The sequence below is a fragment of the Citrobacter sp. CK180 genome, from assembly GCF_030333655.1.
Lineage (GTDB): Bacteria > Pseudomonadota > Gammaproteobacteria > Enterobacterales > Enterobacteriaceae > Citrobacter_B > Citrobacter_B koseri.
Genome location: NZ_JAOWFM010000054.1, coordinates 72,629 through 98,015 on the forward strand (window position 1 = coordinate 72,629; position 25,387 = coordinate 98,015).

Sequence of the window (25,387 nt, forward strand, 5' to 3'; positions counted from 1 at the left end):
ATCTCCTTATTTGCCCCAGTTGAGCGCAGGCGTGTGAACCGGCGCGTCCCAGAGCGCGAGCGTTTCATCGTCCACTTTTAACAGGGTGATGGAAAAGCCGGTCATATCCAGGGAGGTGCAGTAAGAGCCGATCAGGTTGCGTTCAATGGTAATGCCGGTTTCCTGACAGCGGCTTTCAAGCCGGTTATAGACGCCGAACAGTTCAGACAGCGGCGTAGCGCCGAGGTTGTTGACCAGCGCAATGACGCGATCGCCACGCTGCAACGGCTGTTTGCTCTGCTTATCTTCCTGCCAGCTTCCCTGATGATGATCCCAGTGACGCAGCGTGCGGCTGTATGCGCCGTTTTCCAGCAGCGTGTCAAACATTTCATCGACAGTTTGATCGAGAGAAGAGAAGGGGCGACGGTCAATGCCGGGTTCGCCGTGAATTCCCACGCCAAACTCCATTTCGTTATCCTGCAATGTGAAGGACGGTTTGCCCGCCGCAGGCACGGTACAGGCATTGAGCGCGATGCCGATTGAATGCCCCTGATTATTCAGCTTACGGCCAAGCTCCGCGCAGGCTTCCAGCGTGTCACCGCGTTCTGCGGCCGCGCCCACCAGTTTTTCAATTAATACCGTATTGGCGACGCCGCGACGACCGGCGGTATAAAGGCTGTCTTTGACCGCTACATCATCATCCACCACGACGGTGGTGACTTTTACGCCGCTGTCGTGCAGCAGCTCCGTGGCGGTTTCAAAATTCAGGATGTCGCCGGTGTAATTCTTAATGATCAGTAAGACGCCTTCGCCGCCGTCAATGTGCATGGCGCACTCAAACATTTTGTCTGGCGTCGGCGAGGTAAAAATTTCGCCCGGGCAGGCGCCGGAGAGCATGCCTGGCCCAATATAGCCGCAGTGCATGGGTTCATGCCCGCTGCCGCCGCCGGAAAGCAGCGCCACTTTTCCTGCCACTGGCGCATCTGACCGGGTAACGTAGACCGGGTCCTGATGCAGCGTCAGCGTCGGGTACGCTTTTGCCAGACCAGCGAGTTGTTCGTTCAGTACCTCTTCTACACGGTTAATCAGCTTTTTCATTATTTTGCTCCGCATCTTCTGCTGTAGGGGTATCGGTTGTGTACCATGACACGGCTACCACTCACTGCCGATAACCTTATTGTGCAACAGTGAGCGGAAAAGAAAATTCGGCCATAACATGTTTCATCAACGGAACATTTATGCTTAATCATGTTTCATAATGGAACGTAAAGGCGAGGTAATCGTCAGAATTGCGATCCCGACCAACGAATGCCGCCGCTTTAAGCGTAAAAAACGGGGGGTTAGAAACGAGAAGGGAGGTGATTAATTGCGATTAATTTGCCCTGTTCCAGTTCGATATAGCCGCCTTTTTTTAGCGCTGACAGCATCTTCATCACGCTGCTGCGCGAAAGGCGGGTACGTTCAAGAATATACTGGTAGGCCGCCATCTGAGAACGGATGCTTTCCGGCTCCTGGCTTAGCGCCTGCAACTGGTAGCACAACAGGTCGTAAGCGGTCGGCGCTGTCGCCATTTCATTCTGGATAAACAATTTATTGGTGACGATGATCATATGCTTTGCCATGATCTCCCACAGGTGCTTGCGCTCAATGGTTTCCATCACGTCATCGAGGGGAATTGTCGCCGCTTCGCACTCTTCGAGCGCGCGAATCAGCAGTTTATCCGACAGGGCGCTGGTGAACCCCAGGGAGACCGGGGCAGAAGCTATCCCCAGCAACAGACTATTTTCGATGTTCTCAATGCTTACGACGCCCGTGCGGAAAAACAGGCACTGGTGCTCGCCCCCCTGGACGAAGACAAAGCGACTTCCGCGAGGATACCGTTTGAAATCCTGTTCTGACGTGAGTGCGTTGAGCAGCGCAATTGCGTAGGGCGAAGGCTGCTTCAGTTGATTAAAGGAAGAATCCAGGGGCATGGTAGGTGTTATCCGGTCACTGTCGTTGTCATTCTATTTTAGTGGCTCTGCGTTAATGCGTGTTGAACATAGCTAGTATTTCAGGGGAATATTCTGCTGAATTTGCTTCAGAACACCGCGATCGGTCACGATGTAGCCGCCTTTTTTTAAATCGGCCAGTATCTTCATCACGCTGCTGCGTGACAGGAATGTTCTTGACTGAATATAATTTGCGGCAGTTATATTTTGTCTGAATTCATTAGACTCACGCATTAATTCATACAGCTGAGCGCGAATAATATCATAGGATGTCGGCGCTGAAATGCGCGTACAGTGGTCGTACACCCGACCGGCGGTGTAGATAAGCACCTTCGCCAGACTTTCCCAAAGATTCTCATTTGCTATAACGTCGTTAACTTTCTCCAGCGGAATAAAGGCGATCTCAGAGCACTCCTCACTGCGCATCAGCAAATATTCAGCATCAACCAGTTGATTGCTGAGGCCAAAAATAAAGGGGGCGACTTCTGAGTTAAGCATGAAGCCGTCCCGAGCTCTGAAAACCCCAATAGTTCCCTTCAGCAATAAATAACATTGATGTGGTCTATTATTTTCGTTGTTAATAATTTGTCTGCATTTTGTTTCTCGTGTGTTTGCGTGTGGCTTCAGGTGCGCAATCAGTTTTTCTACATGTTCAATTGGCTTCAGAGGCAGAGCCTTATACATACTTGATTCAATAGCTATTTTGGTTTCAGGCATGATCTGTCCTCCCATATAATAGTCTCTGTAATAGCGTAACGTTTTGCTTGAGCTAATAATTATGGTGACAGACTAAAAATAAGTGAATCCAGAACAAGGTGTAAAATTACACCAAAAAATCACTTGAGCAAATATGTGCATTTATATGAAAATTTAAATTAAGGAGAACTTAATTGACATCGCGCCCTGATTCAGGATTCAAACCGCTGACGTGATGCGGCCCGGAATGCTGAAGGGGAAATCGCATGTTATTTATCTCCTTGTCTTTACGATGATAGCCAAAAATAAGCGTTTCCCGGCAGCCCATTTCCAGAGCAGAAAATGTATGGACATTATGTCGTAACGCGATAAATAAACAGGTGTTAAGGATAGCGATGATGAAAAAAAATATGATAGCAATGGCGCTTTCCGCTGCGGCCATTTTGTCAATATCACATGCGATAGCGTATGACGGCACGGTCAAATTTGTGGGGCAGGTTCTTGATACCGCCTGTACCGTAGATATTGGCGCCAATAATACGATGACCGTTGATATGGGAAGTGTCTATAAAACAGCGTTTACCAACGCAGGGGATGAAGCGTCAACGACCAAATTTACCTTGCGTCTGATTAACTGCCCCTCTTCCGTCACGTCCGCGCGGGTGAAATTTGATGGCGTTAATCATTCGGGTAATACCGATCTGTTAGCGCTTTCCGCAGATCCCGGTTCGGCAAGCGGGGTGGCCATTCGACTGATGACGGCAGACAGAGCGCCTTTAGGCCTTAATCAGATCAATGGCTATTCCTATTCACTGTTAGATATGGTTGACAACCAACTGGATTTCTACGCCGCCTATGTCGCCACCAGCGTGCCTGTTGTGCCGGGCGTCGTGAACGCCGTAGCGAACTTCACCGTTAACTATAACTGACGAGCATATGTTGTTTGGGGGGTCGATAACCGGCCCTCTCAGAGGTTTACCATGAGAGTATTACGTGTTTGCGCCACCGCGTTGGCGCTGTTTGTTACCGGCGTTTCCAGTGTGAATGCTGGCGTTTCCATTGGCGGAACACGGGTTATTTACGATGGCGGTAAAAAAGAAGCGTCATTAAGCGTCAGTAATCCCGATAATATTCCGTATTTAATTCAGTCGTGGATCGAAACGCAAAATGACGGTAAGGGCAAAGCTCCTTTTATTATTACACCGCCGCTTTACCGGCTTGATAACGGGCAGCAAAACGTAATGCGTATTATTCGGGCGGGAAATCTGCCTGAGGATAAAGAGTCCCTGTTTTGGCTGAATATTAAATCGATACCGTCGGCCCAACGTAAAGATAATACGTTACAGATTGCGGTTAAAACACGAATAAAACTGATTTATCGGCCTGCGTTGCTAAGCAAGTCAACGCCTGAAGCGCAGCTCGGAAAGTTAAGCTGGAGCCGGAGCGGGGCATTTATTCAGGTAAATAACCCCACGCCTTATTACGTTAATTTCAATGAAATTACCGTATCCGGTAAGAAAGTTGACAATGTAACGTTTGTGGCGCCGGGGAGTACCGCCCGTTTTGCACTGCCTTCGGGCGGAAATGGCGGAAGCGTGAAATTCAGGATTATTAATGATTACGGTGGAATCAGCGAGGAGTACAGCGGTTCTGTTTAAGTAGCGACGGGTCGGAATTACGTTAATGATGATAGCCAAATATATAATTAATCCGTATCCGGCCAGGCTTGTATTGTTTATCTCCCTGGGAATATTCAGCGTGCTGAATGAGGTTCTGGGTCGGGATTACTTTAATCCGGCGCTACTGGAGCATATATCATCCGGTAGCGAGAATATCGATCTTTCTGGTTTTGAAATGGGGGGGCAGGCGCAGGGCACTTACCATGTCGATATTATCCTCAACGGGCAGTTTCTGGACACGCAGGATATCGCATTCAATAAAACACCAACGCCTTCTGGTGAGGATGCGCTTGAGCCCTGCCTGTCGGGGGAAATGTTGCAACGCTATGGCGTTAACATCGCGCAGTATCCGGGTGTGCAGGGCAAAGGGGATTGCGCCGATCTGTCCGCTATTCCACAGGCTTCAAGTGAGTTCCAGTTTTCGACGCAAAAGCTGTTGTTAAGTATTCCGCAGGCGGCGTTATCTGCCAGAGCGCGGGGGGATGTCGCGCCGGAACTCTGGGATGAGGGCATTACCGCCGCGATGCTTAACTACAGTCTGAGCGGTGATAACAGTAATAGCCAGTACGCTAATTTGCGCCCCGGAATAAATATCGGCCCGTGGCGTTTGCGCAATTACACCACCTGGCGGCGCAGCGGTCAGGGCGATGAGGACTGGGATTCGATTTATACCTATGTCCAGCGCAATATCGTCCCGCTGAAAGCGCAACTGGTGCTAGGAGACAGCGCCTCTCCTGCGGATGTTTTTGACAGTATACCGTTTCGTGGCGGTCAGCTTGCGTCAGATGACGACATGCTGCCCGATTCGCTGAAGGGGTATGCGCCCGTGGTGCGCGGTATTGCTCGCACCAATGCGCAGATCGTCATCCGGCAAAATGGCTACCAAATCTACCAAAGTTACGTGGCCCCTGGCGCGTTTGATATTACCGACATGTTCCCCACGGGAGGCGCCGGCGATCTGGAGGTCACGGTTAAAGAGGCGGATGGCAGTGAGCAGCACTTCACCGTCCCGTTCGCATCATTACCGGTGTTACAGCGTGAAGGCCGGTTCAAATATGCGTTAACCGGCGGGCGCTATCGCTCCAGCGACAGTCGTGTGGAACAAACTGATTTCGGCCAGGGAACCGCGATTTATGGTTTGCCGGGCGGTTTCACGCTTTATGGCGGCGTCCAGACTTCCCGTAACTATCGGGCGATAGCGTCCGGCGTCGGTAAAAATCTGGGAACGATTGGCGCGCTTTCTGCCGACGTAATCCAGTCATGGGCGCAACCCGCTGATGGCAGCAAGACTCAGGGGCAATCCTGGCGTGTGCGCTATAGCAAAAATAGCGTCGCGACAGGAACAAACTTTTCGATTGCGGGTTACCGATATTCAACGCGCGGTTACTACGGTATGCAGGACACTTTCGATACGTATGGCGGTAGTTCCGGGCAGATAACGAAACGACGTAACCGTATGGAAGCCAACGTCAACCAGTCCCTGGGCGCAGGCGGCGGATCGTTGGCGTTAAGCGCGGTACAGGAGGACTACTGGCATACCGGAAAACCGATGCAGTCGTGGAGCGTGGGGTATCACAATGCCTGGAACGGCGTGAGCTATAGCGTCGCCTGGACGCTGAGTAAAAACGGCAGCGGCGATCGTTATGATAAAGACCAACAGCTGGCGCTGAATATCAGCATTCCGCTGGATCGCTTTATGAGCAATACCTGGGCCAGTTATGGCATGAATGCCAGCAGCGGGAAGGGCGCGACTCATAGCGCAGGGCTGAGTGGAACGGCGCTGGCTGGTAACGCGCTGAACTGGAATATTCAGCAAGGTTACGGCACGGATGACGTGGGGTATACCGGTAGTCTGAGCGCGGATTATAAGGGTACTTACGCCGATGTTAGCGGGGGGTATCGTTACGATCGCCACTCGCAGCGCGTGAATTACGCTCTCGCAGGGGGCGTGCTGGCATATGCCGATGGCGTAACGTTCTCTCAGCCTCTGGGGGAAACCAACGTGCTGATTGGCGCGCCTGGCGCATCGGGGGTCGGGATTAAAAATCAGAGCGGCGTACGAACTGATTTTCGTGGCTACACCGTTTCCGCCAATGTTTCACCGTATCGCAAAAATGATATCGGCCTGGATACGGCATCCGTTGCGGACGATGTTGAACTGGCGCTCACCAACAAAACCGTTGTGCCAACCCGTGGCGCGGTCGTGAGGGCGGACTATGTCGCTAATGTTGGGCTGCGCGTGCTGTTGACGTTGACCAGACCCCACGGTTCGACGGTGCCATTTGGGGCGATGGTGACATTAAAAGGCGCGCAAGAACAACAATTTATTGTTGGTGACGAGGGGCAGGTCTATTTAAGCGGCATGCCGCCGGAAGGGACGCTGAATGTGGTCTGGGGACGTGACGGCGAGCAGCGCTGCACGGCAAATTATTCATTAACCGCAGCAGAGAACTACAGCGGCGTTAGCGTGACCGGCTCTCTTTGCCGCTAAGTGGGCTGACCTCTCGTGAGAATCTGACAATGAAACGAACTTATCTCTTATTCAGTTTACTGATGCTTTTTTCAGGGTTCAGCGTTGCCGATGACTGTACCGTGAATACGACATTATTTAATACCGTCTCAATGGGGAATATTGTCGTGCAGCGAGATGCGCCGGTAGGGGCAGAAATCGCCCGCGCCAGGGTCTCCGGGTATGCCAAACTGTTGGTCACGGCGCCTGGCGGTGCCGTCTATTGCAACGGCGCTTATGCGATCAATTACCTGTCAGCGACGCCTTCGCCGATAAATCATGTTTACAACACCAATCTGAAGGGGGTGGGAATCAGGCTATCCATTCCCGCAGGGGATTTTGTGCTGCCGTCAAATGGCGCCAGCTATATCTATAACCTCGGTAACTATGACGTGATGCTGATTAAAACAGCAACGATCCAATCGGGATATTTGACGCCGGGAGTGGTTGCACAGGGATGGTTTGGTACGCCGGATCATTATTTTATGCAGATTTCAATGGGCGCCGATACCCAGGTGACGGCGCTCGCATGTTCGTTTTCCAGCCAGATTCTTAATTTTCAGCTCGGTGATATTAATGCCGCCGAGTTCAGCGGCCAGCCCGGAGCCGTGCTGTCGCACAGCGATACGCAAAATCTGGGGCTGAACTGCGATCCGGGGGCGAATATCAATGTTGAACTGGCGGGAACGCAAAACCCTGACGCGCCGGCTGACACCAGCGTTCTGGCGCTGACCGGGCAGGGTAGCCCCGAAACGGCAGGCGGCGTGGGAGTCCAGATAGTTTATAACGATGTGCCGCTGCAACTGAATAACCGCATCGTATTGAAAAAATCCGCAGGCGGGCAGGAGACATTTCCGCTGGTGGCGCGTTATTACCAGACGAAAAGCCAGGTGAAGCCGGGCAGCGCGAATGCCACCGCCACGTTGAATATTACCTACCAATAACCCAAGGAAAAAGTATGCCTGGAAGAAAACGCTGGCTGCTGGCCCTGATGCTGCTTACTGGTCAGGTATGGGGTCAGGGCGATCCGATCGCATTAAACATCAAAGGGAATGTGAAAGCCGCGCCGTGTCAGGTGAGCAGCGACAGCATCACTAAAACCGTTGATTTAACGGCAGGGAGTCCGGTAACGGCTTCATCAATGTATACCGCAGGGTCAACGACGCCGTGGGTCAGTTTTGATTTCAGCATTGAACATTGCCCGGAAGGCACAACCGGCGTGATGATTCAGTTTAACGGCAACGCTGATGACATGCATCGCGATGATATGTATCGCAATCTGGGTACCGCTACCCCTGTCGCGATACAGTTGCAGGCGGCGGACGGTCGACCGCTGGGCGACGGTCAGGTTCTGACCAGTGAAATTGTCGCACAGCGTTACACCTGGAATTTACGCGCCCGGCTCTACAGTGAACAAGGGCAGGTCTCACCGGGAACCATTGATTCGGTTGTGACGGTTTCATTGAGCTATCAGTAATTATTACCCGGAGCCGCGTATACATGAATATTGTCATCAGATGTCAGGATCGTTTTTATCAATACGGATTGCGCGCGTTATTGTGCGAAATATTTCCACCGAACCTGAATCGGACCACGCTCACCTTTAACGACTATGACTACGCAAACGCCGCCTGTGCCGATATCTTAATTCTGATGCTGCACCCCGGTGAACAGTATATTTGTCATGCTGAAATGCGATTTCGTGCGCCACGCCTGATGATTGGCCTGGTGGATAAAAAACATATTCCCGCGCGAGGAGAAATTCCCTCCTGTATAGAAAACATCGTGTTTATTCCGCTCAATGCGAACGTCAGTAAGATCAGTAAAGTGATTAAGCAGCATTGGTTTTCTTTACAGCAGGCAAAAACGCCCCATGCCGTACACCACTGCGGGCATTGCCCGCATAAGACGTTTACCGGGCAACAAAACCAGCTCGCTGCCTTTCTTTATGCGGGGATGACGTCAAAGCAGATTGCCTACAAAATGGCGATCGGTCAGAAAACGGTGCTGGCGCATCGAAACGCGTTAATGACGAAATTCCGCTTAAGAACCGATCGTGAATTATTACTGTTTTTAAATGCCGTAAAGGAAAAAAACCGGCACAGAAACGGCATGTGCGAATCCTGCAATGATGACGATGGATGGCTTGTGTAAGCAATCCACGCAAAGGCGCGGATTGCGGGTATTACGAATGCTGTGGGTTGTGGGCGGCGTAGATGTCGCGCGCGTCCGTAAAGCAGCGCAGCGCGAGCGAGGAAACCGGCGCTTGCTTACGCATGATCAGGCCGACAGGGGCTTCAATGTTGGAATTGACGACCGGCGTAATATGGAAATTACTGTTTAAATTCTCCAGCCCATTATTGAGCGGCATAATGGCGCAACATATGCCACGCTGTACGGCCTGAATAATCTGGAATGTCGAATCGCTTTCGAAAATATGCTTAGGCGAGATTCCGGCTGATTTAAAACTCATATCCATGTGCTCTCTGTAATGCATACCTTTGGTCAGAAAACCCAGCGGGAAATTAATGAGATCGTTCCAGGAGAGGCTCTCATTTTCTATTTTGAAATGGCGCGTGTCGTGCAGCAGACCCATCCGGGTTTTCGCTAACGGGATAACATCAAACGGACTGACATCAATGTTATTCAGATAACATATTCCCAGCTCCAGCTGGTTGCTGTTTACGCCTTCGGCAATTTGCTCCGAGGTCATGGAATAGAGACTAAATTGCAGTTCCGGGTATTTGGGGGTTAATTCGCGAATAAACAGCATAGGATCGACGCTGGCGAGCGGCACCATACCCAGACGGAGCACGCCGACAACCTGTCCTTTGCAGAGCGCGGCCTCGGCCTGTAAGCCATCGTGCGCGGCCAGCAGGGATTTTGCCCATGCCAGAATACGTTCGCCTTCCGGGGTAAAGCCTTCAAAGCGTTGCCCGCGAACGATAAGCACCAGACCAAGTTCCTCCTCCAGATTGCGAATGCGCATGGAGAGGGTGGGTTGCGTGATATTACACTGCGATGCGGCCTTACCAAAGTGACGGGTCTGATCCAGCGCGATTAAATATTTGAGTTGTTTTATGTCCATCATTCATCTCTTCGGCAGACGGTCTGTTGGGGGCAAAGAAGAGGCTCCGGCAGCCGTTTGCGCTACGACATGGGCTCACATTATTGCATAAATGTATAAATTTTGTAATCGAATTGCGGCGTGGCAATACCGTTGCTGCGCGTCAGTGGCTGAAAAATAAATCCCCTTATTCAGCAGAACGCCATGAATAAGGGGCGAATTTTACAGCGCGCGAATTTCTTTTGAACGCAAGGTGATATTTACCGGTACGGATTTATAAGAAGGCGTACCGCTCTCTTTATCAATATAATTGAGCGGAACCAGAACATTGGCCTCAGGATAATAGGCGCCGACAGAACCTGCCGCAATGCTGTAGGCCACGACGGTGATATCTTCCAGGCAGAGATCGCTGTCAGGCAGGGCCGTTCGGATATCGACGCGATCGCCATGTTCAAGCCCTAACTGCTCCATATCGCCTTCGTTCATAAAGATAATGTCACGACGGCCAAATACGCCGCGATAACGATCGTCCATCGCGTAAATGGTGGTGTTGTACTGATCGTGACTTCGCAGGGTAATCAGACGCAGCGTATTTTCACCTTCGCCGGTCACGTTCTCGTTAACGCCGTGGAATACGGAGAACATAGCTTTGCCCGTCGATGTCGGCCAGACGCGTTCGGTCGGCGGCAGCGGCATACGGAAACCGCCAGGCACCCGGATACGATCGTTGTAATTGTCGAAACCGGGAATGGTTTGTTCAATCAGTTCGCGGATGAGATCGTAATCAGCAACCAGCTCCATCCAGCCGATTTTGCTGTTTTTCAGCGTGGCTTTCGCCATTCCGGCAATAATGGCTGGTTCCGAACGCAATAACGGCGACGCCGGTTTCAGTTTGCCGGAGGAGGCATGCACCATCGACATAGAATCTTCTACGGTGATGGATTGTCTGCCGGTGCGCTGAATATCCAGTTCGGTGCGTCCGAGGCAGGGGAAGATGAACGTCTCTTTCCCGACCAGCAGATGCGTTCGGTTCAGTTTGGTGCCGATGTGGACGCTCAAGTCCAGCCCGTTCATAGCCGGGAACCCCTGTTCGTGATCGGGCATTGCCACGGCAAAGTTACCGCCCAGGCAGATCAGCGCCCTGGCGCGCCCGTCGATCATGGCCTGCGTCGCCTGTACGGCGTCGTGTCCGTGTTTCGACGGGGGAACAAACCCGAAAACGTCGCTCAACCGTTCGAGGAATTCTGGCGCCGGTTTCTCGGTAATGCCGACGGTGCGGTTCCCCTGAACGTTGGAGTGTCCGCGAAGCGGGCAAATACCTGCGCCGGGTTTGCCAATATTGCCGCGCATTAACAGCAGGTCGGCAATCAGACGCACGTTCGCCGTCCCTTTGTTATGCTGGGTAATGCCCATGCCGTAGGTGATGATGGTGGCGTTGGACCTGGCGTAGGCTTCCGCGACTTTTTCCAGTTGCTCACGGTTTAAACCTGATTCGCGCTCAATGGATTCCCAGGAGGTTGCGGCAATATCTGCGGCAAAATCGTCAAAGCCCAGCGTATGGGCGGCGATAAACTCGCGATCCAGAACATCGCCACGCTCGGCTTCCAGCTGCAACACATGTTTGGCAATGCCTTTCAGCGCGGCGGCATCACCGCCAGCCCTGACCTGGAAATAGGTTGAGGCAATGTCGGTTGAGCTGTAGGTCGCCATTTCGATGATGCTCTGCGGGTCGGCAAAGCGTTCCAGCGCTCTTTCACGCAGCGGGTTAAAGACGATAATCGGCACGTCGCGGCGTGCAAGCTCGTGCAGCGTCCCCATCATACGGGGATGGTTTGTCCCTGGGTTATGGCCGATAGCGATCACCAGTTCCGTCTTTTCAAAATCATCCAGCGATACGGTTCCTTTACCGATGCCAATTGAGCGCGGCAGACCTACGCTGGTGGCTTCGTGGCACATATTGGAACAGTCGGGAAAATTGTTGCTGCCGTATTCGCGCGCAAAAAGCTGGAACAGATATGCCGCTTCGTTGGAGGCGCGACCGGACGTGTAAAATTCCACCTGTTCAGGGGAGAGACCGCGAAGCACTTCGCCGATGCGGGCAAAGGCCTGTTCCCATTCGACAGGGCGAAATGTGTCGCTTTCTTTGTGATAGGCCAGCGGATGAGTCAGGCGACCATACCCTTCAAGTTCGAAATCTGTTTTCTTCAGCAGCGCGCTGACGGTATTTTTGGCCAGAAACGCCGGTGTGACACGCTTGCTTGTTGCTTCCCACGTGACGGCCTTCGCACCGTTTTCGCAAAACTGAAACGTTGATTTATGTTCTTTATCCGGCCATGCGCATCCTGGGCAGTCAAAGCCGTCTGGCTGATTTGTGCGTAACAGGGTAACGGGTGCTTCAAGCGCGTCCATTTGTGTACGAACGGCAATGGCCGTTGCTTTTAACGCGCCCCAGCCGCCAGCAGGACCGTCATAGTGTCTGACTCCGGGAACTGAACGTCTTTTCTTATTCATATGAACTCCTGACTATTCTGGTCACATTGGCATCCTGAAATAGCTACATAACAGGTAGGGTTATTCCAGTGTATTTAACAATTACGTTTAGCGGCTGCGCGTTATATAAATAAAAGCCAGCCGGACAAATATCCATTTGAAAAGCCATTAACCTTATTTAAAAAATGGGTAATGGTGATGGTTAATAAATACAAACAGTTGTCTCTACCCGGGAGATAACAGCAACATCTTTTATTATTCGTTATATAAAAATTTATATAACAGATGGTGGAACCCAGTTAATTCGCGGGGTTTGCCCGGATTATGCGGCGTCTGCGCTGTCGATTTAAAGAAATTATAACAGGATTTTATCATTATCATAATAAATGTTATCTATCACTTATTAAATTTAACCTATTTGAACTTTTTGAATAATTGTTTGAGACTAATTAAACACGCCGAAAATTATTAGATTCACCTGCTCTGAAATATTCAGAAAATCGCTATTAATCAAAGAAAAAGGCTGGAAATGAAAGCGTTGTACAAAATAAATCAGTCAATGTCGACTCCGTGGGGGGAATTATGTTTGGAATAGATGCTTTTCACCTTGCGAGGATACAATTTGCCTTTACCGTATCTTTTCACATTCTTTTTCCCGCAATAACAATTGGCCTGGCAAGTTTTCTCGCCGTCCTTGAAGGGCTATGGCTCAAAACCAAAAATGAAACGTATCGCGACCTTTATCACTTTTGGTCAAAGATCTTTGCCGTCAATTTTGGGATGGGGGTGGTCTCAGGCCTGGTCATGGCTTACCAGTTCGGGACTAACTGGAGCGGCTTTTCACAATTTGCCGGAAGTATCACCGGTCCGTTGCTGACGTATGAAGTTCTGACGGCATTCTTCCTTGAAGCGGGCTTTCTGGGCGTGATGCTGTTCGGCTGGAAGCGCGTCGGGCCGGGACTGCATTTCTTCGCGACCTGTATGGTTGCGCTGGGAACCTTGTTTTCAACGTTCTGGATCCTCTCTTCCAATAGCTGGATGCAAACGCCGCAGGGTTACGCGATTGAGAACGGCGTTGTCGTGCCGGTGGACTGGATGGCCATCGTCTTTAACCCGTCGTTCCCGTACCGTTTATTGCATATGTCCACGGCGGCGTTTCTGGCGAGCGCGTTCTTCGTCGGCGCCTCGGCAGCCTGGCATTTGCTGAAAGGAAACGACACGCCCGCGATCAGAAAGATGTTTTCGATGGCGTTGTGGATGGCGCTGTTTGTCGCACCGGTTCAGGCGGTGATTGGCGATGCGCACGGTCTCAATACGCTGGAACATCAGCCGGCGAAAATTGCGGCGATTGAAGGGCACTGGGAAAACCCGCCAGGCGAAGCCACGCCGTTGGTTCTGTTTGGCGTGCCGGATATGGATGCGGAAAAAACGAAGTACAGCCTTGAAATCCCTTATCTGGGAAGCCTGATTCTGACGCACAGCCTCGACAAACAAGTGCCCGCGCTGAAGTCGTTCCCGAAAGAGGATCGCCCGAACTCAACCATCATTTTCTGGTCGTTCAGGATAATGGCGGGGCTGGGGATGCTGATGATCCTGACCGGGGTGGCGAGCGCGTGGCTGCGCTGGCGTGGCCGGTTGTATCAGTGTCGTCCTTTCCTGTGGTTCGTATTCTGCATGGGGCCATCGGGGTTAATCGCTATTCTGGCGGGCTGGTTTACCACCGAGATTGGCCGCCAGCCGTGGGTGGTCTATGGTTTGCAGCGCACGCGTGATGCTGTTTCCGCACACGGCGACATGCACATGTCCGTCAGCCTGCTGGCGTTCATCCTCGTCTATTCGTCCGTCTTTGGGGTGGGCTACCTCTACCTGGTGCGGCTGATCAAAAAGGGGCCAGTGCGCGAGCATGCGCATGATATCGCTCAGGGGGGTACGCCAGCGCGTCCGTTATCGGCGGTGAGCGAACCCATGAACACACGCAGGGGAGAATAAAATGGGCATCGACCTGTCAATAATCTGGTTCGTCATCATTGTTTTCGCAACGTTGATGTACATCGTGATGGACGGCTTTGATCTGGGGATCGGCATTCTTTTTCCGTTCAATAAGAACGAGAAAGAGCGCGACATGATGATGAATACCGTGGCTCCCGTCTGGGATGGCAATGAAACCTGGATGGTGCTGGGCGGCGCGGCGTTATATGGCGCGTTTCCGTTAGCTTATGCGGTGATTGTCGATGCGCTCAGTGTGCCGCTAACCGCCATGCTGCTGGGGCTGATTTTCCGGGGCGTGGCGTTTGAATTTCGCTTTAAAGCGACGCCGGAACACCGTCCGCTTTGGGATAAAGCCTTTATCGGCGGTTCTGTGCTGGCAACCTTCAGCCAGGGCGTCGCCGTGGGAACGCTGGTTAACGGCTTGCAGGTAACCGGACGGGCGTTCAGCGGCTCGACGATGGACTGGCTGGCGCCTTTCCCGCTGTTCTGCGGCGTGGGGCTGGTGGTGGCCTATGCGTTACTGGGCTGCACCTGGCTTATCATGAAAACGGAAGGCCCGCTGCACCGAAGCATGTCGGAGAAGGCGATTATCCTGACGCTGCTGCTGCTGGCGATCATCGTCATTATCAGCCTGTGGACGCCGTTGACGCATCCGGCGATTGCTCAACGCTGGTTCAGCCTGCCAGAGATCATCTGGTTTGCGCCTGTCCCGCTGTTAGTGCTGGTTTGCTGCTGGGGAATTGTGCGTTCCGCCTATAACCGCAAAGCGAGCTATGGGCCGTTTATGCTGACCCTTGGACTGATTTTCCTGGGATTCAGCGGGCTGGGCATCAGCATCTGGCCCAATATCATTCCGCCGTCGATCTCTATCTGGCAGGCCGCGTCACCGCCGCAAAGCCAGGGCTTTATGCTGGTGGGCGGGCTACTGATTATCCCGGTGATTCTGATGTACACCTGCTGGAGTTACTACGTCTTTCGCGGAAAAATTAATCCTGATGAGGGGTATCATTAATGGCTTCACTATCAGACACAGAGCACGCTAAACCTGCGGATACCGCCCCACGCGCCTGGTGGAAAAGGGTGGGCTGGATGGTCATCATCTGGGCGGCAAGCGTTATGGCGCTGGCCGTCGTCGCATCCGGGTTTAAGCTGCTGATGCTGGCGGCGGGGATGAAAACCCACTAACAACACGTCTTACTTCCTGTCTCAGGCCACATCAGCGTGATGTGGCCTGCCTGTTCGTTGTCTCCCGAGGTTATCTATGCAACCGCTTATGGACTCATGGCAGCGTAAATTCACCTATTTACGTCTGTCCGTTACCGATGTGTGCAATTTTCGTTGTACCTACTGTCTGCCGGACGGGTACAAACCCGGCGGCGTGAGCAACAAGTCATTCTTGTCGGTGGATGAAGTTCGCCGCGTCATCCGCGCGTTCTCCGCGCTGGGTACGGAAAAAGTCCGTCTTACCGGCGGGGAACCCTCCTTACGCCGCGACTTTATCGATATTATCGCGGCGGTGCGTGAAAATGCGGCGATTCGCCAGATTGCGATAACGACCAATGGCTATCGCCTGGCGCGTGACGTCGCACGCTGGCGTGAGGCCGGATTAACCGCCATCAACGTCAGCGTGGACAGTCTGGACGCTCGCCAGTTTTATGCCATCACCGGGCAGGATAAATTTCAGAACGTGATGAACGGTATTGATGCGGCGTTTGCCGCCGGTTTTGAAAAGGTCAAAGTGAATACGGTCCTGATGCGCGATGTGAATCATCATCAACTGGACACGTTTCTGGCCTGGATTAAGCCTCGCCGCATTCAGTTGCGCTTTATCGAACTGATGGAAACGGGTGAGGGCAGCGAGCTGTTTCAACGCCATCATATTTCGGGCGTGGTGCTGCGTGATGAACTGCTGCGACGCGGCTGGGTGCGCCAGATTCGCCAGCGCAGTGATGGCCCGGCACAGGTCTTTTGCCACCCGGACTTTGCAGGCGAAATTGGCCTGATCATGCCCTATGAAAAAACGTTCTGCGCCAGTTGCAACCGGCTGCGCGTCTCTTCCATCGGCAAACTGCATTTATGTCTTTTTGGTGATGGCGGGGTCGACTTACGAGACGTGCTGCAAGACGATACGCAGCAGGATGTCCTTAAGATGCGTATTGCCGATGCGCTGACGCATAAAAAACAGACGCATTTTTTACATCAGGGGAACACCGGCATTACGCAAAACCTGTCGTACATTGGTGGATAGCGGGCAATGGACTCAGGTCAGATTGAAGTAGCGATCGGGCTGATGCGGCTCCGGCAGGGGCTGTTGCCCGGTCATCTCTTTCAGATTGCGTTCAATGGTGTTGCAAATCGCGTTGAGCGGTAAATCGTTAGCCGATGTGCCAAAGGGATCTTCAAGTTCTTCCGCCAGGGAATCCCAGGATAAAAAGGTATAGGAAATAAAAACGGACACGAATGGCGTCATGTAATGCAGGTCGCCAACCAGCGCAAAAGGAAGAAGGGTACAAAAAAGATAAACGGTTCGCTGGAGTATTAATGTATAAGCAAACGGTACCGGGGTATTTGCAATTCGTTCACAGCCGCCAATAACGTGGGCGATTTCATCTATTTTATTATCGATGAGGCCAAATGTAATATCGCTCAGCTTGCCTTGTTCACGCAGTGCCGCCATTTCATCGCCGATCAATAATAATATCCGGTTGGTTTTCATCGGGCTGAACATGACCTGGGTAAGAATATGTCGGGGCAGAATTCGGTACATATCATATCCGGCGTCGGTTTTGCGTAATTCATGTTTCAGGCTCCAGCAAAGGGCAATCAGATAACCTGAAATTCTTTTATGTAGCTCAACGTCATTCGGCAACAAATTTTTTAACTGACGGATGATGGAACGCTCGGCAATCAGTAAGGTTCCCCACAGTCCCCGTGCCTCAACGAAACGGCTGTAGCTGGCGCTGTTGCGAAAGCCAAGAAAGATAGCGATTGCGATCCCCAGCAGGCTAAAAGGGGCAACGGTTAAGTGGATGCCCAATTGCTCATACCATTGATAAATGATAATTGCGATAGCTGACATGACAAGGTTTAAAAATAACCGAAATGTTATTTTTGACAATACCGAGCCATGCCAATCAAATAATCGAAAAAACCAATGTTGCTCTGGTCTGATAATCATGACTGACGATTTCTCTGAAGATGTAATGAGAAGGATTCAACGAAGGGTGAATGCGATAGAAACTATTTTAATCGTTATCTTGCCGTCTGACAATCAATGGCGAATAAAAATAAGGCGGAATAAAAGTAATGGTATTGGCTTTATCATTCGCTGGTGAATTTAATCATTACGTTATGCCTCCTGGCTCAGATTTGAACTGTCACCGTTATGGCACAACCAATGTACATGCAACGTGAAGTATGACGGGTATATTGACCTTGAAGTTAACTTTAAGGTTATGCTGTGACGTAAGCCGGGCAATTTATTTATTAAAGGGGTTAATGCAATGAATGAGCAACATTCCCATCCAGAATTTCCGCGCTGGATGATCTATGGCGCGAACGGTTACACCGGAGAAATGATTGCCCGTGAGGCCGTACGGCGAGGATTCAGGCCAGTTCTGGCGGGGCGCAGGCAAGAAACGGTAGACTCTTTGGCTCGCAATCTCGGGCTTGAGGCTCACGCCTTCGCCCTTGATAACCCGGCTGAACTGCTCAGACAGCTTGAAGGGTGTGCTCTGGTATTAAATTGTGCGGGGCCGTTCTCCGCCACTGCGGCGCCTTTGATGGAGGCCTGCCTGCAAACCCGAACTCATTATCTTGATATTACAGGGGAGATAGACGTGTTCGAGGCGGCACAACTGCTGAATACCCGTGCCCGGGATGCCGGTGTTGTATTGTGCCCCGGCGTCGGGTTTGACGTTATTCCTACGGACTGCGTGGCGGCCGCCCTGAAGGAGGCCCTGCCGGATGCGATCCGCCTTAACCTGGGATTCGATTCACGCTCTGTTTTTTCTCCGGGTACGGCGAAAACGGCGATCGAGGGGCTGGCGCAGGGCGGAAAAATTCGGCGAGGAGGGAAGATCATTACCGTGCCGCTTGCTTATGAAGTTCGCCGTATTGACTTCGGCGATGGCGAGAAGGACGCGATGACAATCCCCTGGGGGGACGTGTCCACGGCGTATTACACGACAGGTATTCCAGACATTCAGGTCTTTGTGCCGGGTTCGACGCGCATGATTTCCCAGGCCCGGAGAGCAAACTACATCAGACCATTGCTGCGACTGGCATGGGTGCAGAAGCTCCTCAAGGCTTATATATCCCGAACGGTGAAAGGTCCCGGAGAAATGAAACGTGAACAGACGCCCTCTTTTGTGTGGGGAGAGGCCATCAACGCCCGTGGCGACAAAAAAACTGCCCGTATCCGTACACCGAATGGTTATACCCTGACCATTATGGGGTCGTTAGCGGTGGTTGAGCACCTGATGATGAACCGGATTGCAGGAGGGGCCTACACGCCGGCAACGTTAATGGGCGCAAATCTGATAACCCGGTTACCAGGGGCTGGCCCGCTGAGGATTGTATAATTGTGCAGGGCGGGACAGGGGATGCTCCCGCCCTTTGCGCTTATTCAAGGGTAAGGATAACTTTACCGATATGAGTTCCGGCATCCAGTAATGTATGTGCCTGACGGACATCCTCAAATTTAACTGTCTGGTGAATGACGGGTTTACACTTTCCGGCTTCGATTAAAGGCCATACTTTTTGTATGAGCTGTTGGGCGATTTCTTCCTTTTCAGCAGCGTCCCGGCTCCTCATCGTTGAACCGGTTACCACCGCTCTTTTAAGGATCAGTTCCTGGATATCGAATTCCTTAACCATCCTGCCCCCCATAAATCCAATCAGTACGAGCCGACCATCCTTTTTAAGAAGGCGAAGGTTCTTGTTAAAATAAGCGGCGCCGACAATATCAAGAATAACATCAACGCCTTTTCCGTCGGTTCTGCTGCGGATTTCTTCTTCAAAATCATGGGTTTTGTAGTTAATGATTTCCCCATATTGTTGCAGGAACGGAATTTTATCGTCACTTCCGACGGTGCTGAACGCTTTAATATTCATGGCATTACACAACGCCAGCGCGGTCGTCCCTATGCCGCTTGCGCCACCGTGGATCAAAACAACATCCTCTTTTCTCACTTTTCCCAACGAAAAAAGATTGGCCCATACCGTAAAGAATGTTTCCGGAAGCGCTGCTGCTTCTGTAAAACTTAAATTTTGTGGGACAGGCAATACCTGACCTGCCGGAACGGCGCAAAATTCTGCATATCCCCCGCCATTGGTGAGCGCACAGACGCGATCGCCAACTGAAAAGTGAGCAACGTTTTTCCCGATTGAGTGTACGATACCCGCGACTTCCAGCCCGGGAACCGGCGTAACACCCTCTGGCATGGGATATTTTCCCTCTCTCTGCATAATATCCGGGCGATTCACGCCGGCCGCTTTAACTGAGATCAGGACATCGTTCTCGCCACATTCCGGCATTTTTCCCTGGCTTACCTTCAGAACTTCAGGGCCGCCAGCTTCTGTTATCTCAATGAGTTTCATCTGATTCTACCTGTTTAATGTCAGGGGTTGATTAGCGATACCACCTGCGTGGTTGTTTATTTGTCTTTCTTTACGGTGAGCGACGCTTTCCATTCACAGTAAAGGGTTTCCAGTCCCTGACGGTACGTTGTTATCTGAAAGTCCGGGAATCGCCGCTTAAATTTTGATGAATCAAACAGGTTATCATGTTGATAGCGGGGCAGGAGCTCCCGGAGTTCCCGTGGGCCTTTGGAAAAGATACCGGCGGCGAACAAGGCGAATTTGCTCAGGACAGACCATGACGTTTCTTTCCCGAACACGTTACAGGCCAGAGAAACAAACTGCGCATAGGTGAGCCGTTCATCGCAACAGGGCAGGTGCCACGTCTGACCGAAGGCATCAGGGGTGTTGCCAAGGCGCGCTAAAGCCCGACTGGCATCGGGAGTCCATATGAGCGTACGTAACGTGTCGTCACGTAATGGCACGCGTGGCTTTTTCCCTGCTTTAAGTCTGTCTAAAATTAAGGCATTGGTAAAACTCTGGGTTTTCCCCGGCCCATAAAACTCGGGCGCGCGCCCGATAAGCACAGGGATGTCGCCCCGGCGCATCTCCTCCAGCACTTTGTTTGCCATCAGGGCCCGAACCCGCCCTTTGCGCCCTGACGGCAGGAACAGCGTTTCCTCGGTCTGCAATCTGCTGTCCTGTGGGTACATATAAGTATTGTCAAAATAAACAAAACTTGCCCCCACTGTCCGACACGCGTTCAGCGCGTTTTGCAGCATTACCGGAAACTGCTGTTCCCAGAGGTCGGCATCCGGCGGCAGACCCGCCGCAAAATAGACAATGCGGCTTCCTTTAACCGCTTCCAGTGTCTGACGGGCATCCAGTAAATCAGCGGGCATAAGGCTATCGCTGCCATTTACCTTCTGTGGATTACGGCTTACAAGCCTCAGTTCAGCACTGTAAGAATGCGTTAACTCGCGAGCAAGTTCCCGGGCAATCTGTCCGCTTGCCCCCAGAATCGTTTGCATCTCACTTCCTCTTCGACAATTTCAGACGGGTGTCCCGGCCCATTGGCCTTTTTCAAAGTATAAGTTTAAAGTTCACTTGAAGGTCAATGGGGTGTTGCGACATTGTTTAAATGTCGTCTGGTATTGGGATACAGCGCCAGCAACGGAATGGCGCCGAAGCCGAACATCAAACGATGAAAAATACGAGATTGCGCGTTGTCGAGGCATGGTAGAGTGGGGGGGCTCAAAGAATGATTCGAGGTTTGCGCTATGCAACAAATTGATTTTTACATGGTTGATGCCTTTAGCACGGCTACTTTTGGCGGCAATGCCGCAGCCGTGTGTCCGCTCACCGAGTGGTTGCCTGATGAGACATTATTGAAAATGTCCAAACAGCATAACCAGTCAGAAACGGCTTTTTTTGTCCCAAATGAAAACGGCTTCGAGTTGCGCTGGTTTACCACTCAAGGGGAAATAAATCTGTGTGGGCATGCCACACTTGCTGCCGCGCACGTCATCTTTGAACATCTTGATTACCCGGGCGCGACTATCCATTTTGATACCCGGTTTGTTGGCCCATTGACAGTAGCACGCAGCGGCGAGTGGTTGACGCTTGATTTTCCAGCCTGGGAAACCGAGCCCGTCGTGCCGCCGTCCTTATTGCTGGAAACGTTGGGCATCACAGAATGCAAAGAAGTGCGCGTGGCGCGTGATTACATGGTCGTGCTGGATAACCAACGGCAGGTAGAAGCGCTACGCCCGAACATTAATGCCATGCTCCCTCTGGGAAAAATGGTTTGCATAACCGCACCCGGCGAAGAGAAATACGATTTTGTCAGCCGTTTCTTTTGCCCGGGAGAGGCCGTAGCGGAAGACCCCGTTACAGGTTCAGCACATAGCATGCTAATTCCGTACTGGGCTGAAAAACTGAAAAAAACACAAATGCTGGCGCACCAGGGCGCCGAACGTGGCGGGGATTTACGCTGCCAGCGAGTGGGGGATCGAGTCCACATCGGCGGACAGGCAACAACTTATCTGCTGGGTAAGGTACTGTTGCGTTAGAACGTCCAGAATGCGGTTCGGAATGGGCTTTCAGGTATAAGGTCTGCTGTACGATTATGGCAGACCTGACGGCGCTTTAGACTGACTGCTTTGTGCCTGGAGGGGACGTTGCTAATGTCCGAACGGTATTAATGATGTGGGGACAGGGCATCCTGATAGTTTTAAAAAAGCCAATCTGTTATATTTAATCGAAATCGTTTTCGATAAATCAATCAATTCTGGTGGCATGGGATGAAGCAAAGGATCAATATCGTAAAACTGGCACAGCACCTCGGGTTGTCCGTCTCTACGGTATCCAAGGCGCTGAATGGCCGGGAGGATGTGAGTAAAGCCACGAAGCAACGCGTGCTTGTCGCCGCGTCTGAACTGGGCTTCTCGCCCGATCCGGCGGGGCGGCGTTTGCGCAGCGGAACGTCGGAAACCATCGGGTTTGTGCTTTCGTATCCTCAGGCCCACTTTGCACAACCTTTTTTTCTCGATCTAATGGCCGGAATCGACCAGGAACTGGAAAAAACGCCTTATCAGTTGGTTATTGTCACCGGAAGAAGCATTGAATCGGAGATAGACAGCTTCAGACGCCTGGTTGAACAACAGCGTGTTGATGCGGTGATGTTTGGCAGAACGCGTAAAGAGGATGCCAGAATCCAGTTTTTGCAGGATCGCAGCGTGCCATTTGCCACTCTCGGACGAAGTGAAACGGGCAATCCTTTCCCGTTCGTTGATATTGACCGCACTGTTGCCGGGCGCAACGGCACCGCGCGCTTTATCGGCCTGGGGCACCGCCGCATCGGGCTTCTCAATACTCCAGACTACCTCATGCTCAGCCACCACTTGCGGGCAGGCTACATGGCGGCGCTGGATGCCGCAAATCTGTCTTTTGATCCTGCTCTGATTGTTGACGGGGAGCTGTCCGAAACAGGCGGATTAGCGGGTGCCAGAAAGCTGCTGGCGATGAAAAATCCGCCAACGGCGATCATGTGCGGCCACGATTTGATTGCCAGCGGCGCGATGCAGGCCATTGTGGAAACCGGAAAGCGCCCCGGTACCGATGTGGCAATTATTGGTTGCGACAACCACCCGCTCGGACCTTACCTGAATCCGCCGTTAACCACCTTTTCCGCGCCAACCCAGGAAGCGGGCCAGCGAATGGTCCAGTTACTTCTGGCGCACATGAGCGGTAAACCGGTCGAAACACTACAGGAGGTGTGGTCGCCCGAGCTGATCCTGCGCTCCTCACACGGTAGTGAATTTTTCCAGAAAGCATAACCTGCCAATTTCCCTGCCTTGACGGCCACACGCGGTCAGGGTATTGTCTACTTAATTATCGAAAACGTTTTCGATAAAATTAACAAAGGAGAAAGAACATGACGTTGGTGGAAGGAGGATGCCTGTGTGGTGCCGTCCGCTACAGAATGAAAACACCGCCCCGCTCGGTGGTGGTTTGTCATTGTACCCATTGTCAGAAAGCGAGCGGAAGTGCATTCTCGGTTAACCTTCTGGTGGAAAAAAGTGATTATGAACAGCAGGGAGTAACGGCATGCTTTACCGATACAGGCGACAGCGGACTGCCGTCACACCGCCACTTCTGCCGGGAATGCGGCTCGCCAGTGGTAACCGAAGCGACAAATATGCCCGGCATGTTACTGGTTAAGGCCGGCACGCTCGATAACCCTGGAGAGTTTTCCCCGCAGGCCGAAATTTATACCCGGTATGCTGTTAAATGGTATGCGCCGATCGCGGGTTGTGTACGGTTCGTTCAGGCCCCTGTTGCCTGAACACGATAACTTTATTTTTAATTCCATGCGAAAACGTTTTCGTTAAATATAAAACGGACAGGGGAAAATGATGCGGTTTGCCCAGGCTCGCCGTTCCCCTATATTTTCTCTTATGCATTTATCATCAGGAGCCTTTTATGAGCTTTCAAAGTATTAACCCGGCAACAGGTGAATTACTCAAAACTTTCCCGTTGCAGACCGATGCTGAGGTCTTTTCCGCTCTGGAAAAAGCCGACACGCTTTATCGCGACGACTGGCGTTTACGGTCTGTGGCTGAGCGTGCTGCGATTGTCGGCAAGGCGGCAAAAATCCTGCGTGAGAAACGCGATGAGTATGTGACCTACCCGACGCTTGAAATGGGTAAAGTGACGCGCTTTGGCTATATGGAAATTGATTTAGTCGCGGATATTCTCGACTACTATGCCACCAACGGTGAGCGTTTGCTCGCGGCACAGGCCATTCCAGGCGAGCCAGGTGCGACGTTACTCTCCGAACCTATCGGGGTTATCCTGGCGATCGAACCCTGGAACTTCCCTTATTACCAGCTGGTGCGCGTGGCGGCGCCGCAGCTCATCGCCGGTAACGTCGTTATGCTCAAACACGCGGAAAACGTCCCGCAGTGTGCACTGGCGTTCGCACGGTTGTTTGAGGAGGCGGGCGCGCCGGAAGGGGCGTACACCAACCTGTTTTGCAGTATCGATCAGATTGCCAGCCTGATTGACGACTTCCGGGTGCGCGGGGTCGCGCTGACGGGCAGCGAGCGGGCGGGAACGTCCGTTGGCGAACGTGCCGGGAGAAATCTGAAGAAGGTCATTCTTGAGCTGGGCGGTAGCGATCCGGCGATTATTATGCCTGGCGCGCCGCTGGATCATGCTGTCGAGCAGGTTGTGATGGGGCGTACCTGGAACTCGGGGCAGGGTTGCGTCAATATTAAGCGCGTCATTGTGATTGGCCGTGAGCGTGGCGAACGCATGCTGGAGGCGCTCAAAGAGAAGTTTGCGGCAATCAACGTTGGCGATCCAGAGGATGCGTCGACGCTGCTCGGCCCGCTGGTAAGCGAACGTGCGTTGCAGGGGCTGCTGAAACAGATTGAAGAGGCGAAAGCGGCAGGGGCAAACATTGTTTTTGGTGGCAACAGAGTCGACCGTCCGGGTTTCTATCTTGAACCGACCATTATTACGGATATTACTGAGGCTAACCCACTCTATACTCAGGAAGCCTTTGGACCGGTACTCTCTTTTTATGTTGTCGACAGCGAAGAAGAGGCGATTCGTCTGGCAAACGCGACGCCTTACGGCTTGGGCGGTTACGTCTTTGATGCTGATACGAAAAACGCGCAGCGCATTGCGTCGCATATTGACTCCGGGATGGTTTACATCAACTCCTGTTTTGCTGACTCTCCGGGCCTGCCGTTTGGCGGTGTGAAAAACTCCGGCTTCGGGCGCGAGTTATCGGAAATCGGGATGGGGGAATTCCTGAACCGAAAATTAATCCGGGTAACGGAAATCGAATAATAATAAAGCCACCTGAGATACAGGTGGCTTTATTTGTCTATGGAAA

General features: G+C 52.1%; 23 protein-coding genes. 15 read left to right on the top strand and 8 right to left on the bottom strand.

All coding sequences use genetic code 11. The features are described 5' to 3' along the window. Positions 1-6: 6 nt before the first annotated feature. The 3 genes from dhaK to OGV50_RS17185 form a co-directional block, all read right to left on the bottom strand. Complete coding sequence (gene dhaK, locus OGV50_RS17175) at positions 7-1,077, bottom strand: dihydroxyacetone kinase subunit DhaK (RefSeq protein WP_047463312.1); 1,071 nt, start codon at positions 1,075-1,077, stop codon at positions 7-9. Positions 1,078-1,319: 242 nt separating this feature from the next. Continuing rightward, complete coding sequence (locus OGV50_RS17180; RefSeq protein WP_012132105.1) at positions 1,320-1,952, bottom strand: winged helix-turn-helix transcriptional regulator; 633 nt, start codon at positions 1,950-1,952, stop codon at positions 1,320-1,322. Between the two features lie 72 nt (positions 1,953-2,024). Next, positions 2,025-2,687: a winged helix-turn-helix transcriptional regulator gene (locus tag OGV50_RS17185; protein WP_024130277.1), complete on the bottom strand. Its 663-nt coding sequence runs from the start codon at positions 2,685-2,687 to the stop codon at positions 2,025-2,027. Between the two features lie 377 nt (positions 2,688-3,064). Between OGV50_RS17185 and OGV50_RS17190 the strand changes: the two genes are divergently transcribed. From OGV50_RS17190 to OGV50_RS17215, 6 genes are read left to right on the top strand one after another with little or no spacing between them, the layout of a single operon-like run. After that, on the top strand, positions 3,065-3,595 hold the full coding sequence (locus OGV50_RS17190; RefSeq protein ID WP_024130278.1) for a fimbrial protein: 531 nt from the start codon (positions 3,065-3,067) through the stop codon (positions 3,593-3,595). A 51-nt stretch (positions 3,596-3,646) separates the two neighbouring features. Then, positions 3,647-4,324: a fimbrial biogenesis chaperone gene (locus OGV50_RS17195; RefSeq protein WP_058669258.1), complete on the top strand. Its 678-nt coding sequence runs from the start codon at positions 3,647-3,649 to the stop codon at positions 4,322-4,324. A gap of 25 nt (positions 4,325-4,349) precedes the next feature. Continuing rightward, a complete protein-coding gene (locus tag OGV50_RS17200) occupies positions 4,350-6,836 on the top strand; it encodes a fimbria/pilus outer membrane usher protein (RefSeq protein WP_286488650.1) in 2,487 nt (828 codons plus the stop codon). A gap of 29 nt (positions 6,837-6,865) precedes the next feature. Beyond that, the gene (locus OGV50_RS17205) at positions 6,866-7,798 is read left to right on the top strand and encodes a fimbrial protein (RefSeq protein WP_230010916.1); all 933 of its coding nucleotides are present in this window, start codon (positions 6,866-6,868) and stop codon (positions 7,796-7,798) included. Between the two features lie 14 nt (positions 7,799-7,812). Then, positions 7,813-8,331, top strand: coding sequence for a fimbrial protein (locus OGV50_RS17210; RefSeq protein WP_049008900.1), 519 nt, complete (start codon positions 7,813-7,815; stop codon positions 8,329-8,331). A 23-nt stretch (positions 8,332-8,354) separates the two neighbouring features. Then, entirely contained in the window at positions 8,355-9,008 is a 654-nt protein-coding gene (locus OGV50_RS17215) for a helix-turn-helix transcriptional regulator (RefSeq protein WP_286463838.1), read from the top strand. 31 nt (positions 9,009-9,039) lie between these two features. Here the strand turns inward: OGV50_RS17215 and OGV50_RS17220 are convergent, their stop codons facing one another. Both OGV50_RS17220 and OGV50_RS17225 read right to left on the bottom strand, forming a co-directional pair. Further along, the gene (locus tag OGV50_RS17220) at positions 9,040-9,942 is read right to left on the bottom strand and encodes a LysR family transcriptional regulator (RefSeq protein WP_024130280.1); all 903 of its coding nucleotides are present in this window, start codon (positions 9,940-9,942) and stop codon (positions 9,040-9,042) included. 201 nt (positions 9,943-10,143) lie between these two features. Continuing rightward, entirely contained in the window at positions 10,144-12,432 is a 2,289-nt protein-coding gene (locus OGV50_RS17225) for an FdhF/YdeP family oxidoreductase (protein WP_214143237.1), read from the bottom strand. 561 nt (positions 12,433-12,993) lie between these two features. Here OGV50_RS17225 and OGV50_RS17230 point away from each other — a divergent pair. From OGV50_RS17230 to moaA, 4 genes are all read left to right on the top strand, one after another. After that, positions 12,994-14,400, top strand: a complete 1,407-nt coding sequence (locus tag OGV50_RS17230) for a cytochrome ubiquinol oxidase subunit I (protein WP_047463330.1) — start codon at positions 12,994-12,996, stop codon at positions 14,398-14,400. A gap of 1 nt (position 14,401) precedes the next feature. After that, positions 14,402-15,412, top strand: a complete 1,011-nt coding sequence (gene cydB / locus OGV50_RS17235; RefSeq protein ID WP_047463333.1) for a cytochrome d ubiquinol oxidase subunit II — start codon at positions 14,402-14,404, stop codon at positions 15,410-15,412. Beyond that, positions 15,412-15,585 (top strand): DUF2474 domain-containing protein, encoded by a 174-nt coding sequence (locus OGV50_RS17240; RefSeq protein WP_072271878.1) that lies wholly within the window; start codon positions 15,412-15,414, stop codon positions 15,583-15,585. Before cydB ends, OGV50_RS17240 begins: the two co-directional genes overlap by 1 nt. Before the next feature lie 76 nt (positions 15,586-15,661). After that, on the top strand, positions 15,662-16,648 hold the full coding sequence (moaA, locus tag OGV50_RS17245) for a GTP 3',8-cyclase MoaA (RefSeq protein WP_286488651.1): 987 nt from the start codon (positions 15,662-15,664) through the stop codon (positions 16,646-16,648). Between the two features lie 12 nt (positions 16,649-16,660). Here moaA and OGV50_RS17250 read toward each other — a convergent pair whose 3' ends face one another. Next, the gene (locus OGV50_RS17250; RefSeq protein WP_024130281.1) at positions 16,661-17,578 is read right to left on the bottom strand and encodes a bestrophin family protein; all 918 of its coding nucleotides are present in this window, start codon (positions 17,576-17,578) and stop codon (positions 16,661-16,663) included. Between the two features lie 325 nt (positions 17,579-17,903). On the opposite strand from OGV50_RS17250, the gene OGV50_RS17255 reads away from it, so the two are divergent. After that, positions 17,904-18,983: a saccharopine dehydrogenase family protein gene (locus OGV50_RS17255; RefSeq protein WP_104868579.1), complete on the top strand. Its 1,080-nt coding sequence runs from the start codon at positions 17,904-17,906 to the stop codon at positions 18,981-18,983. A gap of 40 nt (positions 18,984-19,023) precedes the next feature. On the opposite strand, the gene OGV50_RS17260 is transcribed toward OGV50_RS17255, so the two are convergent. Both OGV50_RS17260 and OGV50_RS17265 read right to left on the bottom strand, forming a co-directional pair. After that, positions 19,024-20,001, bottom strand: coding sequence for an NAD(P)H-quinone oxidoreductase (locus OGV50_RS17260; RefSeq protein WP_104868580.1), 978 nt, complete (start codon positions 19,999-20,001; stop codon positions 19,024-19,026). A gap of 56 nt (positions 20,002-20,057) precedes the next feature. Beyond that, on the bottom strand, positions 20,058-21,011 hold the full coding sequence (locus OGV50_RS17265; RefSeq protein WP_286488652.1) for an NAD-dependent epimerase/dehydratase family protein: 954 nt from the start codon (positions 21,009-21,011) through the stop codon (positions 20,058-20,060). Between the two features lie 249 nt (positions 21,012-21,260). Between OGV50_RS17265 and OGV50_RS17270 the strand changes: the two genes are divergently transcribed. The 4 genes from OGV50_RS17270 to OGV50_RS17285 all read left to right on the top strand — a co-directional run bounded on the left by OGV50_RS17270 (position 21,261) and on the right by OGV50_RS17285 (position 25,341). Next, positions 21,261-22,052 carry a PhzF family phenazine biosynthesis protein gene (locus OGV50_RS17270; protein ID WP_047463348.1) on the top strand — a complete coding sequence of 264 codons (792 nt, stop codon included), beginning with the start codon at positions 21,261-21,263 and terminating at the stop codon, positions 22,050-22,052. 231 nt (positions 22,053-22,283) lie between these two features. Beyond that, positions 22,284-23,318: a LacI family DNA-binding transcriptional regulator gene (locus tag OGV50_RS17275; RefSeq protein WP_286488653.1), complete on the top strand. Its 1,035-nt coding sequence runs from the start codon at positions 22,284-22,286 to the stop codon at positions 23,316-23,318. A gap of 98 nt (positions 23,319-23,416) precedes the next feature. Further along, positions 23,417-23,827 carry a GFA family protein gene (locus OGV50_RS17280; RefSeq protein WP_049008989.1) on the top strand — a complete coding sequence of 137 codons (411 nt, stop codon included), beginning with the start codon at positions 23,417-23,419 and terminating at the stop codon, positions 23,825-23,827. A gap of 137 nt (positions 23,828-23,964) precedes the next feature. Continuing rightward, complete coding sequence (locus tag OGV50_RS17285; protein ID WP_049008987.1) at positions 23,965-25,341, top strand: NAD-dependent succinate-semialdehyde dehydrogenase; 1,377 nt, start codon at positions 23,965-23,967, stop codon at positions 25,339-25,341. Positions 25,342-25,387: the final 46 nt, after the last annotated feature.

What these genes read in the sequence shown, in the direction of transcription:
- OGV50_RS17190 (WP_024130278.1), top strand. Translation starts at nt 3,065, where the DNA reads ATGAAAAAAAATATGATAGCAATGGCGCTTTCCGCTGCGGCCATTTTG.
- OGV50_RS17220 (WP_024130280.1), bottom strand. Translation starts at nt 9,942, where the DNA reads ATGGACATAAAACAACTCAAATATTTAATCGCGCTGGATCAGACCCGT.
- cydB (WP_047463333.1), top strand. Translation starts at nt 14,402, where the DNA reads ATGGGCATCGACCTGTCAATAATCTGGTTCGTCATCATTGTTTTCGCA.
- OGV50_RS17200 (WP_286488650.1), top strand. Translation starts at nt 4,350, where the DNA reads ATGATGATAGCCAAATATATAATTAATCCGTATCCGGCCAGGCTTGTA.
- OGV50_RS17225 (WP_214143237.1), bottom strand. Translation starts at nt 12,432, where the DNA reads ATGAATAAGAAAAGACGTTCAGTTCCCGGAGTCAGACACTATGACGGT.
- OGV50_RS17215 (WP_286463838.1), top strand. Translation starts at nt 8,355, where the DNA reads ATGAATATTGTCATCAGATGTCAGGATCGTTTTTATCAATACGGATTG.
- OGV50_RS17280 (WP_049008989.1), top strand. Translation starts at nt 23,417, where the DNA reads ATGACGTTGGTGGAAGGAGGATGCCTGTGTGGTGCCGTCCGCTACAGA.
- OGV50_RS17260 (WP_104868580.1), bottom strand. Translation starts at nt 20,001, where the DNA reads ATGAAACTCATTGAGATAACAGAAGCTGGCGGCCCTGAAGTTCTGAAG.
- OGV50_RS17255 (WP_104868579.1), top strand. Translation starts at nt 17,904, where the DNA reads ATGAATGAGCAACATTCCCATCCAGAATTTCCGCGCTGGATGATCTAT.
- OGV50_RS17205 (WP_230010916.1), top strand. Translation starts at nt 6,866, where the DNA reads ATGAAACGAACTTATCTCTTATTCAGTTTACTGATGCTTTTTTCAGGG.
- OGV50_RS17180 (WP_012132105.1), bottom strand. Translation starts at nt 1,952, where the DNA reads ATGCCCCTGGATTCTTCCTTTAATCAACTGAAGCAGCCTTCGCCCTAC.
- OGV50_RS17185 (WP_024130277.1), bottom strand. Translation starts at nt 2,687, where the DNA reads ATGCCTGAAACCAAAATAGCTATTGAATCAAGTATGTATAAGGCTCTG.
- OGV50_RS17240 (WP_072271878.1), top strand. Translation starts at nt 15,412, where the DNA reads ATGGCTTCACTATCAGACACAGAGCACGCTAAACCTGCGGATACCGCC.
- OGV50_RS17195 (WP_058669258.1), top strand. Translation starts at nt 3,647, where the DNA reads ATGAGAGTATTACGTGTTTGCGCCACCGCGTTGGCGCTGTTTGTTACC.
- OGV50_RS17275 (WP_286488653.1), top strand. Translation starts at nt 22,284, where the DNA reads ATGAAGCAAAGGATCAATATCGTAAAACTGGCACAGCACCTCGGGTTG.
- OGV50_RS17270 (WP_047463348.1), top strand. Translation starts at nt 21,261, where the DNA reads ATGCAACAAATTGATTTTTACATGGTTGATGCCTTTAGCACGGCTACT.
- dhaK (WP_047463312.1), bottom strand. Translation starts at nt 1,077, where the DNA reads ATGAAAAAGCTGATTAACCGTGTAGAAGAGGTACTGAACGAACAACTC.
- OGV50_RS17250 (WP_024130281.1), bottom strand. Translation starts at nt 17,578, where the DNA reads ATGATTATCAGACCAGAGCAACATTGGTTTTTTCGATTATTTGATTGG.
- OGV50_RS17265 (WP_286488652.1), bottom strand. Translation starts at nt 21,011, where the DNA reads ATGCAAACGATTCTGGGGGCAAGCGGACAGATTGCCCGGGAACTTGCT.
- moaA (WP_286488651.1), top strand. Translation starts at nt 15,662, where the DNA reads ATGCAACCGCTTATGGACTCATGGCAGCGTAAATTCACCTATTTACGT.
- OGV50_RS17210 (WP_049008900.1), top strand. Translation starts at nt 7,813, where the DNA reads ATGCCTGGAAGAAAACGCTGGCTGCTGGCCCTGATGCTGCTTACTGGT.
- OGV50_RS17230 (WP_047463330.1), top strand. Translation starts at nt 12,994, where the DNA reads ATGTTTGGAATAGATGCTTTTCACCTTGCGAGGATACAATTTGCCTTT.
- OGV50_RS17285 (WP_049008987.1), top strand. Translation starts at nt 23,965, where the DNA reads ATGAGCTTTCAAAGTATTAACCCGGCAACAGGTGAATTACTCAAAACT.